Consider the following 14,912-nt stretch of genomic DNA (forward strand, 5'->3'; position numbering starts at 1 on the left):
CAGGCGGGCCTTCAAGAGTCGATTCGATGCGCGGGCGCCTGGAAAGCGCGCCGGCCTAGTGAACGGTGGCGTCGATCGTCGCGGGATCGTAAGACACTTCGCCGCGGGCGATTTCCTCGAACGCCATGGATAGCGGCTTCTTATCGGACGCCTTGGCGATTTCGACGGCGCTCGACAGCTGGATGGCGCGATCGCGCTGGCCGCGCATCATGTCGTTGATGTCATGGGCGCGCTTGGACGCGAGCGAGCACAGCAGGAAGCGATCCTTGTCGGTTTCTGCCAGCAGGCCGTCGATACTCGGCTCGATGATGCTCATAGTCGGTCTTCTTCCTTCTTCTCGCTGAAACGCTCCACATAGGCGATGAGCGACGCAAGGCATGCATCGACATCGTCGTTCACGAAGCATTCGTCGTACTCTTCCTTGAGCCTGATCTCGCCTTCGGCGTTCGCCAGGCGAAGGCGTATCGATTCCTCCGAATCGGTGCCGCGGCCACGCAGCCTCCGCTCGAGCTCCTCCATAGAAGGAGGAGCAATGAAGACCAGATGGGCGGCGGGAAACTTCGAGCGCACCTGAAGCGCGCCCTGCACGTCGATCTCAAGAAAGACCTGGTCGCCGGCAGCAATATGCCGTTCGACCAGGTCACGTGGCGTGCCATAGCGATGGTCATGGACCTGCGCCCATTCGAGCAGGCGATCCTGGGCAACCATCTCATCGAACCGATCGTCGCTTACGAAGAGGTACGACACCCCGTCGACCTCGCCTTCGCGCGGCGCGCGCGTCGTGGCGGAAACGGAAAGCCATGCCCCTTCGAGGCGCTTGAGAAGCAGTCCGATCAACGTGCCCTTGCCCGCTCCGGAAGGACCGGAAAGCACGAAGAGGTTTCCCGTGCGCACGGAAAGGCGCCTTTAGGCGAGGCGCTCGAGAAGGGCGGCTTCCTGACGCTCGCCAAGACCCTTGAGACGGCGGGATTCGGCGATCTTGAGCTCGGCCATGATCTTCTCGGACTTGGCCTTGCCGTAGCCCGGAAGGGTCTCGATGAGGGTGGAAACCTTCATGCGACCGACGATGGGGTCGTCCTTCATGCCGAGGACGTCCTTGAGCGTGAGCTTGCCGGACTTGAGGCTGTCGCGGATCTCCGCACGCTTGGTGCGGGCGGCCTTGGCCTTTTCGAGGGCGGCCTGACGCTCTGCGGCGGTCAACTGGGGAATAGCCATGTTTCACTCCTTCGGGATATGCTGCCCCTCTGGCAGCAACGCAGGATAGTACCACATCGGGAGCCAATTATCACATAAGAGCGAGAACTTGCCCATCAATGCTGCCATTTGGCACAAAAAAAAAACTGTCCATCGCGTTGAAATGCGATTATGCGGTTCCCGCTCCTACTTTGCATATATCGGGGTCCCGCGTCAAGCGAACGAAGGCCGCAGCACGCCCCATCCGCTCAAGAATCCATGGATTCTGGGCAATTCCCCTAGTCGCACCTCGCCCTACAGATCGCGTGCGATGGCTTCGAAGGCCGCGACGGGGTCGGCGGCCTTCGTGATCGGGCGGCCGATCACGATATGGGAGGCACCGGCGTCGAAGGCCTCCTTGGGCGTGGCGACGCGGTTCTGGTCGCCGCGATCCGCCCCGACAGGACGCACGCCCGGAGTCACGATATAGGCGTCGGGGCCCAGCTTCCGGCGCAACGTCGCCGCCTCGCGCGGGGATGCGACCACGCCCGAGAGCCCGGCCTCCTGCGCGCATGCCGCGAGCTCCGACACCTGTTCCTCCATGCCGCGACGCACGCCCGTACGTGCGAGCGTCGCTTCGTCCATGCTGGTAAGAACCGTGATCGCGAGCGTGGCGACATCGTCGTCCGTGTCGTCGACGGCGCTTTGGGCCGCCTCCATCATGGGAATGCCGCCGATGGCATGCATCGTCAGCATGTCGGCGCCGGCCTCGACCGCCGATGCCGCCGCGCCCTGGACCTGATGCGGGATGTCATGGAACTTCAGATCGAGGAAGACCTTGTAGCCGAGCAGCTTCAGGATCTCGACGATGGCGGGGCCTTCGGCGTAATACAGGGTCATGCCGACCTTCATCCAGGAAACCTTGCCCTGAAGCTCCTTCGCAAGGGAAAGCGCTTGGCATCTATCGCAGTCGAGCGCGACGATCACGCGGTCCTTGCGGGGAATCGCATCGAAGATGGTCAGCATACAAGTCCTCCGATCAGCTCGTTCACGTCCGTGACGCCGGCGTGTTCGCAGTATTCGGCGATGCCGTCGATGCAATCGGTCACGGCATGCGGGTTGGTGAAGCTCGCGGTCCCGACGGCAACGGCCGTCGCGCCGCAGAGCATGAATTCGACGGCATCCTCCCCCGTCGCGATGCCGCCCATGCCGAGGATCGGAATCTTGACGGCGTTATAGCATTGCCAGACCATGCGCAGGGCGACCGGCTTGACGGCAGGTCCCGACAGCCCCCCGACGACGCGCGCGAGCTCGGGGCGGCGCGTGCGGGCGTTCACGGCCATGCCGAGCAGCGTGTTGATGAGCGACAGGGCGTCGGCGCCCGACGCCTCGGCGGCCCGCGCGATCTCCGCGATGTCGGTGACGTTCGGCGAGAGCTTCACGATCATCGGCCGCGTGGCGACGGCGCGGCATGCCGCGACCACCGCCTCGACGCTCGGAACATGCGTGCCGAAGGTCATGCCGCCCGCGTCGACGTTCGGGCAGCTGATGTTGATCTCGTAGGCATCGGCCTGTCCGTCGGCCTCGAGGGCCTCGAGCACGGCGACGTATTCCTCGAGGCTGTGGCCCGAGACGTTCACGATGGAAGGAACGCCCTGCTCCTTGATCCACGGCAGGTCGACCGCGCACAGGTGCGCGACGCCGGGGTTCTGCAGCCCGATGGAATTGAGCATCCCGCTCGGCGTCTCGGCGATGCGGGGAGCGGGATTTCCTTCCCAGCCGTCGAGGGAGACGCCCTTGGTGGTCACGGCGCCCATGCGCGACACGTCGACCAAATCGGCGTATTCGCGGCCCGCGGCGAACGTGCCGGAGGCATCGGTCACGGGATTGGCCATTTCAAGGCCGCCCAGGTTCACGCGCAGATCGACGGTCATGCCCACACCACGTCCTTTGCATCGAAGACGGGACCGTCGACGCAGGAACGCCTCTTTCCCGCGGTCGTTTCCACGACGCAGGACAGGCAGGCCCCGACGCCGCAGGCCATGCGTTTCTCCTCGGAAACCCAGCAGGAGACGCCCGCATCGGACGCGATGCCCGCGACGAGCTTCATGAAGATATCGGGACCGCAGCAGTAGACCGAGGAATATGCGCCCGTGGCAAGCATCTCGCGCGCCGGCTCGGTCGCGAAGCCCGCGTAACCCAGGCTGCCGTCGTCGGTGGCGATGACGGGCTCTCGCCCGATGAGGGCGGCATAGCGTTCGCGGGCGACGTGATGGGCGGCGCTACGGGCACCTAAGACCACGTCGAACCCAACGCCCTCGCAGGCGAGGCGCTGCGCGAACATGAACAGAGGCGCGCTGCCCAGACCGCCGCATACGATAAGGACGCGCCCATCGCCCGCAGGCATGGGCCAGACGTTGCCCAGAGGCGCGATGAGCGAGCACGGATCGCCCGGGCGAAGATCGCCCATGAGCGCGCTTCCCTTCCCCACCACCTGGTAGAGCACGACCACGTTGCCGGCGTCGTCGATGCGGTACACCGAGAACGGGCGCCGGAGGATATGCTCCCTATGGGCGTCGAGCAGCAGATGGACGAACTGGCCGGGACGGATGGCCGCGGCCGTGCGATCGGCTTTGAGCGCAAGCTCGAACAGGCCGGGGCCGACGCGGCGGTTGCCCGCCACGACGGCCACCTCCTCGAACTTACGGGAATCGACCTGGGTGCACACGTGGATCCTCCTAGTCGACGACCGCGCCGTCGATCATCGTCGCGACGCCGCCGACATAGACGTCGGTCGGCTTGCCGATGAGCTCGCGGCCGATGAAGCCGGAATTCGCAGACTTGGACTCGAAGAAGGATTCATCGACCGTCCATGTGGCTTCGGGATCGAAGACCGTGAGGTCGGCCACGCTGCCCGCAGCGATGCTCACCTGGTCGAGGCGCAGGATCGTGCGCGGATTGACGGCCATGAGCTCGACCATGCGGCCGTAGTCGATGATGCCCGGACGCACGAGGTTCGTGAGGATGAGCGCGAGGCTGGTCTCGAGCCCGATCATGCCGAAGGGCGCGAGCTCGAATTCGCGCGCCTTCTCCCACGGCGCATGCGGCGCGTGGTCGGTGACGATCGCATCGATCGTGCCGTCGGCGACGCCGTCGATGAGGGCCTGCCTGTCGGCGGGCGTGCGCAACGGCGGGTTCACCTTGAGGAAGGTCTCGTAGGCACCGGTGATGTCGTCTTCGGAAAGCACCAGATGATGCGGCGTGACCTCGCAGGTCACGTTCGCGCCGCGCGCCTTCGCCTCGCGCACGATATCGAGGCCGCGCGCCGACGTGATGTGCTGGATGTGCAGCGGGCAGCCGGTGAGTTCGGAAAGCGCCACGTCGCGGGCAATCTGGATTTCCTCGCCCGCGGCAGGCCAACCGAGAAGCCCGAGGCGCGTGGAAGCGATGCCTTCGTTGACCTGACCTGCTCCGACCAGGCTTTCATCCTGGCAATGGTCCATGATGGGCTTGTCGAACATCTTGCCGTAATCCATGATGCGACGCATCATGCCCGCATTCTGGACGCCGCGTCCATCGTCGGTGAAGGCGACGGCGCCGTGGGCGACCATATCGCCCATCTCGGCGAGAATCTCGCCTTCGAGGCCATGGCTGCAGGAACCGGCCGGGAAGACGCGGCATTTGCCCACTTTCGCCGCCTTCGAGGCGACATATTCCAGAACGGCACCGGTGTCGGCGACGGGATCGGTATTGGCCATCGTGCAGACCGCGGTGAAGCCGCCATGCGCCGCGGCGCGGGTTCCGGTCTCGATGTCCTCTTTGTATTCGAAGCCCGGATCGCGGAAGTGGACGTGGATGTCGACGAGGCCGGGAACCAGGTACTTGCCGGAAAGATCGCGGACCTCGGCGCCCTCGTGCGCCAAGCCGTGCCCGACTTCGGCGATACGATCGTCCTCGACCTTCACGTCGATGACCTCGTCGATGCCGGCCGCAGGGTCGACGACGTGCGCGTTCTTAAGAATCAAGACCATTGTCGGAACCTCCCAGGAGCAGATAGAGCACGGCCATGCGGACGCAGATGCCGGCATACACTTGATCGAGAATGACCGAACGCCGGGGATGGTCGGCCATGTAGCTGTCGAATTCGACGCCGCGGTTGATCGGGCCGGGGTGGCAGACGATCGCATCGGGCTTCATGAGGCGCTCGCGGTCCTTCGTCAGGCCGTAAAGCGCATGGTATTCGCGCGTGCTGGGAAACGGCGCACCTTCGAGACGCTCGCGCTGGACGCGCAGCATGTAGACGACGTCGAGCTCGGGCAGTACCTCGTCGAGGTACGGCGTGACGCGATCGACGCCGAGATTGGCGGGCGCGTCGGGCATGAGCGTCGCGGGACCGACGAGCGTGACGTGCGCGCCCATGGTCTTGAGCGCGGGTGCGAGGGATCCCACGACGCGCGAATGGCCCACGTCGCCCACGATGCCGACCTTCAGGTCGCGGATGCGGCCCTTGTGCTCGCGGATGGAATACAGGTCGAGCAGCGCCTGGGTCGGATGCTGATGCTTGCCGTCACCCGCGTCGATCACGACGGCAGGCGTGTGCTGCGAGATGATGTGCGGAGCCCCCGCATGCTTGTCGCGCACGACGATCGCATCGATCTTGTAGGCGTTCAGCGTCTCGACGGTGTCTATGAGGCTTTCGCCCTTGACCGACGAGGTGGACGACCCGCCGAAGTTCAGCGTATCGGCCGAAAGGCGCTTTTCGGCGAGCTCGAACGAGCTGCGGGTGCGCGTGGACGGCTCGTTGAACATGTTCACGATCGTGAGCCCCCTAAGCGTGGGAACTTTCTTGATCTTGCGGTCGTTGACCGCGGAGAACGCTTTCGCGGTATCGAGGATGAGGGCGATGTCCTCTTCGGAGTATTCCCTGATATCGATCAGATGCCTGTGGTCGAATGCCATGCTACTCGCCTCCCAGAGGGGCGGAGCCGGCACGTCCGCCAGGTTGGATGTCCATGATCTCGACTGCGCTTATGCCGTCGGATTCCTCGAGGAAGAGGCGCACGTTCTCGTCATGCGACGAGGGCACGTTCTTGCCGACGAAATCGGCGCGGATAGGAAGCTCGCGATGACCGCGGTCGACGAGGACGGCCAGCTGTATGGAGCTCGGGCGGCCGAGATCCATAAGCGCATCGAGCGCCGCACGGATCGTGCGGCCAGTGTACAGCACGTCGTCGACGAGGACGATCGTGCGACCGGTCACATCGAAGGGGATATGGGTGGAATGGACTTCGGGAGCGAGGGATGTCAGATAGTCGTCGCGATAGAAGCTGATGTCGAGGCTTCCCTGAGCGACGTCCACCCCCTCTATCTCCTTGATTTTCGCCGCCAGACGCTGCGCCAGCAGATCGCCTCGCGTGACGATGCCGACCAGCGCCACATCGGTCGCGCCGTGGTTCGTCTCGAGAATCTGGTGGGCGATGCGCGTCAGCGATCGCTCGATTTCCGCGGCGTCCATAACCACGGATTTCACGTGCCCGTCGTCTCTCATACACACTCCTTCTCATGTCGAGTATGCACAGGGATCGACCGAAGCAACGGTCCGCGATGCGCACGATTCGCCGGCCCGTGCGGGCAAAAAAATAGCCCGGCGCGCGGCCAAGGCTCGTCAGGTTGCGTCTTACCCTGCCCGCTGCAGCGTGACGCATCGTGGTGCCTTGCCGGTCTCTCTGTACCGCCTTAAAGGACGCGCCCATTGTACGCCGCGACGGGCGCGGGCGCAACGGAAAAGAAACGGCAGGCCTTGAAAACACATAGCGGGGAGCGGCCGCAGACCCGCTCCCCGCTTCTTCTCTCGATCCGTTCTTTACTTCTCGTCCTTCGCTTCGATCGGGTCGGATTCATAGATGAACTTGACCGAGCCCGCATGCTCTTCGTCGATGCCGGAGAAGTTCTTGTACGACTGCCCCGCCTCGACCATCGCGTTCACGCGGTCTTTAAGATCCTTCAGGTCGCCCTTGAAGAAATCGGTGATCTTTGAGATGCCCTGTTCATCGAATTGGACCAGACCGTCGGAAAGCGTCTGCGAACCTTCGAGCGCGGAATCCAGGCCGCGCGCGAGCTCGTTCGCGCCGTCCGCCGCGTCCGAGGCGCCGGATGCAAGCTGGCGTGCGCCCGAAGAGGCGGACGTCGCAGCCGAGGACAGCCGGCCCGCGCCGTCGGAAAGCTGGGCGATGCCCGCGACGAGCGCAGGAGAGCTCGCAGCGAGCCGCTGCATGCCGCCATCGAGCGTGGCGCTGCCGCTCGAAAGCGCCTGAACGCCTGCGACCAGCTGCGGAGTCGCCTGCGCGAGCGCGCCGGTGCCGGCGGACAGCTTCGCCGCGCCGTTCATGACCGTTCCCTCGGTTGCATCGTCGCCCAGATTCGCAACGAGCCTGTCGCCGCCGCCCATCAGCTGGAACGCTCCATTGATCAACGTGTTGCCGGTATCTTTGTCGCCCAGCGCAGCCAGTGCGCCGGTAAGTCCCGCGCTCGTCTTGCCCGAAGGCGTCGTGCCGCCGTCGCGCAGCGCGACAAGACCGTCCTTCAGCGCGGAAGAGCCCGCGGACAGCTGGTTGACGCCGCCGATGAGCGTTACCGAGGACGAATCGTCCGCGGATCCGATGGATGCGGATGCGGAGCCAAGGCCGTCCGCCACCTTACCGGCGCCGGCGGAAAGCTGACGGGCCGCGCCCGATGCGGCAGGGAGCCCGGAGTCGACGCTGGACAGGCTCGATCCAAGTGCGGAAAGCCCGCCGGACACGCCGTTCACGCCGCCCATGATCGTGCCTGAATCAGGCGTGCTCGACTCGGAGCCGATGGATGCGGTCGCACCGGATACCTGGCCGGCGACCGAGGAGATCTGCGAAAGATCGTCGTTGAGCTTGGTCGTATCGGGCGTCTTGGGCAGGGAGCCTTTGGCGGAGGCGACGTTCGAAGAAGCGGCCTGAAGCGCCGAGAGCTGCTCGGGCGTGAGGTTCGAGGTGTCCCCGCCCAGCACGGCGGAGATGTTCGCCTGCGCGTCGTTCAGCGATGCCTCGGACGCGTCGGAAGACACGGCGCCGGATAGAGCGGCCGCCTGGGCCTGCGCATCGGACGAGAGACTCGTAAGCGCCCCGCCGGCATCCCCGAGGCTCGAAGAGAGCGATGAAAGGCCGTCTTTGACCTGGCCGTTCACACCTTGCATCTGGCCGATGCCGTCCTGCGCGGCGGTGGCGGCGGAATCGAGCGAATCGGCGAGCTGCGACGCGCCGTCGCGCACCTGGACCGCGCCCGCCTGAGCGGCAGGAAGGCCGGCCGCGGGATCGTTCAGCGTGACAAGGCCGTCTTTGACCTGGCCGAGACCGGCCGTGATGGCATTCGTGCCGCCGAGAAGCGTGGTCGGGGCGCTGTCGGATTCGGATCCGATGGCGGCAACGGCATCGGCCAGGCCCGTCTGGTCCTCGGATCCGTTGCGCAGCAGATCGAGACCCTGATATAGGCGCTTGGCGCCGCTCGACAGACTGGATGCGCCGTCGCTTACCTGCGTCAACCCGCTATGGAGCTTCTCCGCGCCGTCGGCCAAGGCCTTGGTGGACTCAGGTAGCACGGCGGACTGGTCCTTCATGCGGGAAAGCCCCTCGCGAATCTGAGAAGTGCCGTCGGCCAGGGCGGCGGTGGATACGGGAAGCGTCGCCGTCTGATCTTTGAGCTGGCCGGCGCCCGCATCGAGCGTGCCGGCGCCCGCATCGAGCTCGCCCAGGCCGCTCGCAAGCGTCTGCGTTCCGCTCGAGAGCGTGGACAGGCCTCCCGAGAGCGTGCCCGCGCCGGCATCGAGCTTGTCCAGACCGTCGGTCAGGGTCTTCGATCCGTCGATGAGCTGCGACATGGCGCTGTCGAGCTGATCGAGCGAATCCTCGAGATCGTCCGCGCCGAATTCCGACACATCGACGTCGTCGAACATATCGGCACTCACCATCGTGAGCATATTGCCAAGCCTGAAGTCCTTGGCATCCGCCGTGATCTCGACCGACGAGGGAATCTTGTAGTCGTCCTCGTCGACGCCGAGCGTGTCCTGCATGCCCGGCAGTGCGAAGCCGATCACCACGGTGCGCTCGCCGTCGTTGACGATCTTGCCGTTATCGACCTCGACGTTGGTGAAGGTGTCGTTCGGCAGGATGACGCCCGTCATCGCGACGAACGGCGTGTAGATCCTCGTCTCCTTGCCGCCGATCATGCGGGTCTCGTAGCTGTCGTTCACGTAGTCGATATGGATGGTCACCGTGCCCGATGCACCCACCAGGTCGGCAGGCTTCACGTCCTTGCCGTCGAGCTTGTAGGAGACCTTCATCTTGACCGGAGCCTCGGCCTGCGTGGTGCCTTTGTAATAGACGTCCTTGCCGCCGGCATCCCATGCCATGGACGATGCGCCGCCGGATTGCGTGGCATCTCCCTCGGTGACCTCGATGTTATCGAGGTTCGACGCGTCGTGGATCCGATCGAGGGCTTCGGGGTTGCGCATCCAATCGGAGACGTCGGTGTTCTTCACGGAACCTGACGCGTCGGTGAATACGTAGACGGTCTCGTTCTTCGTGATGGAGGTCTGGTCGCCTGCGTGCGTCTGCGTGGCGGACGTGCCCGACGCGCCCGTCGAGGAGCCCTGCGCAGGCGCGGCAGCGAAGGCCGGCGAGACGGACATGCCCGCAAGCGCGAACGTGGTCAGCACGTATCCGGCCGAAGCGAAGAGTCTGTTCGTTTTCATAGGTTCTTAAGCCTCCTTGAGCTTGCGGGGCGACGCGGAGAAGCCCTTGCTGGTCTTGACTATAGCTTTATCACAAATCATGAACGCTGCGGGCAGGATAACCAGAACCGAGAGCGTCGAGATGAACGCGCCGCGCGCCATGAGGCCGGTAAGCTGGCTGATCATGCCGATATTCGAATAGATGGCGACCGCGATCGTCGCGCCGAAGAACGTGAGCCCGCTCGTGACGACCGCCGGGAACGAGCGCGCGAGCGCCGTCTCGATGGCGTCGACCTTCGCACGGCCGCCCGCACGTTCCTTGCGGTAGCGCGTCGTGAGCAGGATGGCGTAGTTCACGGTGGAGCCGAGCTGGATCGTCGAGATGGTGACGGGCGCGATGAAGTTCATCTCGGTGCCCGTGAAAAACGGGATGCCGAGGTTGAGCATGACCGCGAACTCGATGACGAGCACGAGCAGGAACGGGAGCGTCGCGCTGCGGAACACGACGAACAGGATGCCGAGGATGGCGACGATCGCGACCGCGTCCACGACGAGGAAGTCATGGTTCGTGACCTCGATGAGGTCCTTGGTCGCCGGCGCCTCGCCGATGAGCATGGCATCGGGGTCGTATTCCTTGATGATGTCGTTGATGGCATCGATCTGGGCGTTGACCTCGTCGGTTGAGGGCTGGTACTCGGAGTTGACGAGCATCAGCTGGTACCCGCCGTTCTTGAGGGCGTCCTTGAGATCGCCGGGGACCATCTGGTCGGGAAGCTGCCCGCCGACGAGGGAATCGTAGCCGAGCGCGTAGACGACGCCGTCGACCTCGCCGATCCGGTCGAGCATCTCCTTGGCCTCGGCATGAGGCAGGTCGGATTTCGCAAGGATCATCTCGGTCGTGGATACGTCGAAGTGCTCCTTGACCTTCTGGTCGGCGGTATGAAACGGCGTGTCCTCTTCGGAAAGCGAGCTGTCCGATCCGGTAAGGATGTTCGTGAAGTCGTAGTACATGGGCTTATTGATGAAGCCGTAGAGCGCAGGAGCGAGCATGAGCAGGAACACGGCGACGAAGACCCCGAATCGTTTCGTCACGAAGGCGGCCAGGCGGTCGGCCTTCGGGATGAGCGAACGATGATGCGTCGCCATGAGCGGCTTGTCGAACGCCAGCAGCAGCGACGGCAGGACGGTGATCGAGGCGATGAGGCCGAGGACGCACCCCTTCGCCATGACGATGCCGAGGTCGGTGCCCAGCGTATAGGACATGAAGCACATCGCGAGGAAGCCCGCGCAGGCCGTCATCGCGCTGGAGAAGATGGCCGTCAGCGTGTCGCCGATGGCTTCCCCCATCGCATAGGCGCGATCGTCGGGATAGGTCTCGCGCTTCTCCATGTAGCTGTTCCAAAGGAAGATCGAGTAATCCATCGTGACCGCGAGCTGCAGAATCGCCGCCAATGCCTTGGTGATGTAGGAGATCTCGCCGAACAGGATGTTCGACCCCAGGTTATAGAGGATGGCCATGCCGATGCTCACGAGGAAGAGCACCGGGGCGAAGAAGGAATCCACGAGCAGCAGCAAGACGACGAGCGAGACGGCGACCGCGAGGATCACGTACTTCGCCTCTTCGCGCTCGGCGATGTTCTTGAGGTCGTTGACGAAAGCCGTCATGCCCGAAACGTAGACCTGGTCGTCGGCAAGGCCCCGGATCTCCTCGACCGCGTTCATCGTATCGTCCGACGACGTGCCCGAATCGAAGAACACGGCGATCATCTGGGCATCCCCATCCTTGAAATCCTTGATGAGGTCTTCGGGAACCAGCTCGTCGGGGATGTTCGGATTATAGACGGCGCCGTACGACAGCGCGTCGGCCACGTGATCGACGCCCTTGATCTCGTCGGTCAGATCGCCGACGGCCGCATCGTCCATGCCTTCGGTGACGATGAGCGAGAAGGCCCCTTTGCCGAAATCGTCCTTCAGGATGTTCTGTCCGGTGACCGTATCCATGTCGGAGGGCAGATAGTCGAGCATATCGTAGTTGATGCGCGTGCTCATGTATCCGAAGATCGAAGGGATGAGCAGGAGCACCGAAACGATGAGGATAGGTATACGCAGCTTGACCACTGCGTGTCCGAAGGTATGCATATACGCCTCGCAGATCGCGTTCTTCCCTTGGCAGAGCGCCTCTTTCGTATCCCTCCGCACGAGGGAGACGGAAGACCATCGCCGCCAGCCGACGTGGTTATGCTACGTTCGGCATCGGATCGAAGAAATAAGCAATGGAGCTTGATTGCCTATTTTCTGGGCATTCACGCCATGTTGCCTAACTGCAGCAAAAGCGGACATTCGTGCGCAGCCATGCGGTGTTTCCTTAGACTAACATGAGTATACGCCTCTTATCAGGGAGTTCGCTCGGCAATTCTCGAGAGCGCCCTATTCCGAGGCGAAGCGGGCCGCAGAACGCTCGAGCGCCTGTCGGAACGATCCTTCGAACAGACGCGACAGCGTGGTCACGTACTGGGCGGCATCGTCTTTCATGCCGTCGCTGATCCAACGGTTCAGGAGGCCCTCGAGGACGATCGTTCCGAAGGTGACGATATCCGCGCGATCGGACGGGTCGACCGCAAGACCTTCCGCCTGGCGATCGATGTAGCGCGACACGGTGAGCGCCGCGACCTCGTCGACATAGCGCTCGAGGATCTCGTGGTGCGACGACTCGTAGATATGGAAGACGAACGCGCGGTGCTCGGACAGGAAATGCGTGCCTGCTTCGATGAACGAATCCCATGTCAGGTCATCGGCGCCGCCCGACGCCTCCATGACCTTGCGCAGCTCCGAATCGATGAGGGATTCGAGCAAGTCGTATACATCGTGATAATGGTAGTAGAAGGTATTGCGGTTGATGCCGCAGCGCTGGGCGATATCGGCGACGGTCACCTTGTCCAGAGGCTTTTCGACAAGCAGTTCGAAGAAGGCGTCCATGATGGCGCGCTCGGTGAATCGGGTCATGGGCGCTCCTACGGCACGAGCCCCGCGAGCGCAGGATTCAAGAAGAGGTTGTAGTAGGTGGCAACGATAAGCGCGACGGCGCCGACGATGACCGAAACGGCCGCCCAGATGCGCTGGCGGCGCAGATAGGCCTCCTTAGAGACGCCGAGGCTGAGAGCGCGTCGGAGCGCGAACGGCTGCGACACGACGGCGAAGGCGGCGGTGAGCGCGGTCATGAGCACGAAGACGAGCACGCCGACGACGATCGCGAGCGGCGTGCGATGCTGCAGCGCGTTCACGAACGCCGTGTCGGCAAGGATCCACAGCGGATAGAAGACGATGGTCGCCCAGATCCCATGCGCGGGACCCCAGATGGGCGGCATGAGGAATGCAGCCACGTTGAAGCGCGGCACGCCGTCTAGAAGCTTTTCCTCGGCGGCGATCTGCTCGTCGGTCAGCCTGGCGGCACGCGTGCTTCTCTGCGTCTGCGTCATAGACATGTCACTCCTGGATACGGCGTCCGTCCCTCGCGAAGAGGGTTCCGTCCGCACGTCGAATCTCAACATTGCGGGAAACGAGCTCGGCGAGCACGGCATCGCGCAAGATCGGCCGCGCCGCGGCGACCGGTTCGGTCAACCCTTCGCACAAAGACGAGGGACTCGCGTTTTCAACCTGCACGCCGAAACAGACGCCCTCGGCCTCGAAGCCGAGCAGGACGGCGGAGTGCAGCAAATCGACGAGGCGTAGCTCATGCAGCGACTGCATGGCGCCCGCGCGGCCGGCGATGTCTTCGGGCGCGAACTTGAGCACGGTTCCTGCCGGCTCCTCCGTGCCGTCCATGGCATCGACCGCGATGACGACGTCGAAATCCCGCACGACGTGCAGCAGGTCGAGCGACATGCAGGCTGCATCGAAGAGCGCGACATGCGCGGGAAAGCGGTAGTCGCGCACGAGCTCGTCGTAGATGAGGGGCGCAACCCCGTCATCGAGCATGAGACGGTTTCCGACGAATATGACGGCGATGGTTTCCATGGCGACGATTATAGGCAAGGGCGGCACATCCCATGCGGCGAGTGCCGCCAATCCACACGAAGGGCGCTCCGAACAGGATGCGCGGCGGGGCGTGGACGCATGCAAGGCATGCGGGCCGCAGGATCGGGACGCACGACGAGACCGGATCGGAAGCGGGCGTTCGGCCGCCTCCCTTCCCTTTCGATCGGGCTTAGAACAGGCCGCAGGAGAAGACGAAGTCGAGCGCCTTCGATCGCCCTCCCAGATGGGCGCGCGTCCACGTCTGGCACAGGTGAAGCACGTCGAAGGATATGCGGCGTTCGACGTGCCGAGCCTCGATGTCGTCGAAGGTCGACATCAGCAGGAAGCGCGCCCACCCGAGGGTTTCAGCCGAAAGGCGCACCGCATCGGAGAAGCGCCCGCAGGAATCGCAGAGCACTCCCCCGTCGAAGGCCGAAAACGCGAGCAGGGAGCGCTCCTGCCGGGCCGCATCGACGTCCAGACGACGCCCGCAGGAGACGCAGGCGTCGAACGAAGGACGGAACCCCGTGAAGGAATAGACCTTGAGCAGGGCCGCAGCGCCGATGGCAAGCGCGTCGCCCGCCTCCGCGTCATCCATCGCGTCGAGCGCGGCGACGGCGCAGGCGTACGATCTCGGATTCGGAAGGTCGGGCTGGGCCGCCTTCGCGATGCACTCGATAAGCGGGGCCGCGGCCGCGGCGCGCAGCAGGTCGAGCCTCACGCCCGCATGGGCATCCACGAGCCGCGCCTCCTTGACGATGTCGAGGGAACGCCCCTGAGCGAGCAGGACGTCGACGACCGAGAAGACCTCGAGACGCGAGGAGAATGGAGACGTCGGCTTGCGCGCGCCTTTCGCCACGGCCTTCACGAGACGCCCGTCATCGGCGATGAGATGCACGATGCGGTCGGTCTCGCCGAGCTTGACCTTGCGCACGACGAGCGCGCGTGCGGAATACGTCGCCTGCGGCAT

The 14,912-nt window shown here is 64.2% G+C and carries 15 protein-coding genes; all 15 read right to left on the bottom strand.

What is annotated here, in order from left to right; all coding sequences use genetic code 11:
* Positions 1-55 precede the first annotated feature (55 nt).
* The 15 genes from HMPREF0762_RS01245 to recO all read right to left on the bottom strand — a co-directional run bounded on the left by HMPREF0762_RS01245 (position 56) and on the right by recO (position 14,912).
* Positions 56-316 carry a DNA-directed RNA polymerase subunit omega gene (locus HMPREF0762_RS01245; RefSeq protein ID WP_006361530.1) on the bottom strand — a complete coding sequence of 87 codons (261 nt, stop codon included), beginning with the start codon at positions 314-316 and terminating at the stop codon, positions 56-58.
* Positions 313-894 carry a guanylate kinase gene (gene gmk, locus HMPREF0762_RS01250; RefSeq protein WP_006361531.1) on the bottom strand — a complete coding sequence of 194 codons (582 nt, stop codon included), beginning with the start codon at positions 892-894 and terminating at the stop codon, positions 313-315. Before gmk ends, HMPREF0762_RS01245 begins: the two co-directional genes overlap by 4 nt.
* A 12-nt stretch (positions 895-906) precedes the next feature.
* Positions 907-1,215 carry an integration host factor, actinobacterial type gene (gene mihF / locus HMPREF0762_RS01255; protein WP_006361532.1) on the bottom strand — a complete coding sequence of 103 codons (309 nt, stop codon included), beginning with the start codon at positions 1,213-1,215 and terminating at the stop codon, positions 907-909.
* Between the two features lie 273 nt (positions 1,216-1,488).
* Entirely contained in the window at positions 1,489-2,199 is a 711-nt protein-coding gene (pyrF, locus tag HMPREF0762_RS01260; RefSeq protein WP_006361533.1) for an orotidine-5'-phosphate decarboxylase, read from the bottom strand.
* Complete coding sequence (locus HMPREF0762_RS01265) at positions 2,193-3,107, bottom strand: dihydroorotate dehydrogenase (protein WP_006361534.1); 915 nt, start codon at positions 3,105-3,107, stop codon at positions 2,193-2,195. The genes pyrF and HMPREF0762_RS01265 overlap by 7 nt, the downstream gene beginning before the upstream one ends.
* Positions 3,104-3,901 carry a dihydroorotate dehydrogenase electron transfer subunit gene (locus HMPREF0762_RS01270; RefSeq protein ID WP_006361535.1) on the bottom strand — a complete coding sequence of 266 codons (798 nt, stop codon included), beginning with the start codon at positions 3,899-3,901 and terminating at the stop codon, positions 3,104-3,106. The genes HMPREF0762_RS01265 and HMPREF0762_RS01270 overlap by 4 nt, the downstream gene beginning before the upstream one ends.
* 10 nt (positions 3,902-3,911) lie before the next feature.
* Positions 3,912-5,204 (bottom strand): dihydroorotase, encoded by a 1,293-nt coding sequence (locus tag HMPREF0762_RS01275; protein WP_006361536.1) that lies wholly within the window; start codon positions 5,202-5,204, stop codon positions 3,912-3,914.
* A complete protein-coding gene (locus HMPREF0762_RS01280; protein WP_006361537.1) occupies positions 5,188-6,132 on the bottom strand; it encodes an aspartate carbamoyltransferase catalytic subunit in 945 nt (314 codons plus the stop codon). The genes HMPREF0762_RS01275 and HMPREF0762_RS01280 overlap by 17 nt, the downstream gene beginning before the upstream one ends.
* A gap of 1 nt (position 6,133) precedes the next feature.
* On the bottom strand, positions 6,134-6,721 hold the full coding sequence (pyrR, locus tag HMPREF0762_RS01285; protein ID WP_006361538.1) for a bifunctional pyr operon transcriptional regulator/uracil phosphoribosyltransferase PyrR: 588 nt from the start codon (positions 6,719-6,721) through the stop codon (positions 6,134-6,136).
* Between the two features lie 315 nt (positions 6,722-7,036).
* On the bottom strand, positions 7,037-9,949 hold the full coding sequence (locus HMPREF0762_RS01290) for a YhgE/Pip domain-containing protein (protein ID WP_006361539.1): 2,913 nt from the start codon (positions 9,947-9,949) through the stop codon (positions 7,037-7,039).
* 6 nt (positions 9,950-9,955) lie between these two features.
* The gene (locus tag HMPREF0762_RS01295) at positions 9,956-12,067 is read right to left on the bottom strand and encodes an efflux RND transporter permease subunit (RefSeq protein ID WP_245935466.1); all 2,112 of its coding nucleotides are present in this window, start codon (positions 12,065-12,067) and stop codon (positions 9,956-9,958) included.
* A 288-nt stretch (positions 12,068-12,355) separates the two neighbouring features.
* Positions 12,356-12,931: a TetR/AcrR family transcriptional regulator gene (locus HMPREF0762_RS01300; RefSeq protein ID WP_006361541.1), complete on the bottom strand. Its 576-nt coding sequence runs from the start codon at positions 12,929-12,931 to the stop codon at positions 12,356-12,358.
* Positions 12,932-12,939: 8 nt separating this feature from the next.
* Positions 12,940-13,410 carry a DUF2628 domain-containing protein gene (locus tag HMPREF0762_RS01305; RefSeq protein ID WP_006361542.1) on the bottom strand — a complete coding sequence of 157 codons (471 nt, stop codon included), beginning with the start codon at positions 13,408-13,410 and terminating at the stop codon, positions 12,940-12,942.
* Position 13,411: 1 nt separating this feature from the next.
* Positions 13,412-13,969, bottom strand: coding sequence for a hydrogenase maturation protease (locus HMPREF0762_RS01310; protein WP_369791717.1), 558 nt, complete (start codon positions 13,967-13,969; stop codon positions 13,412-13,414).
* A 163-nt stretch (positions 13,970-14,132) separates the two neighbouring features.
* Positions 14,133-14,912 (bottom strand): DNA repair protein RecO, encoded by a 780-nt coding sequence (gene recO, locus HMPREF0762_RS01315; protein ID WP_006361544.1) that lies wholly within the window; start codon positions 14,910-14,912, stop codon positions 14,133-14,135.

The organism is Slackia exigua ATCC 700122 (assembly GCF_000162875.1).
Taxonomy (GTDB): Bacteria; Actinomycetota; Coriobacteriia; order Coriobacteriales; family Eggerthellaceae; genus Slackia; species Slackia exigua.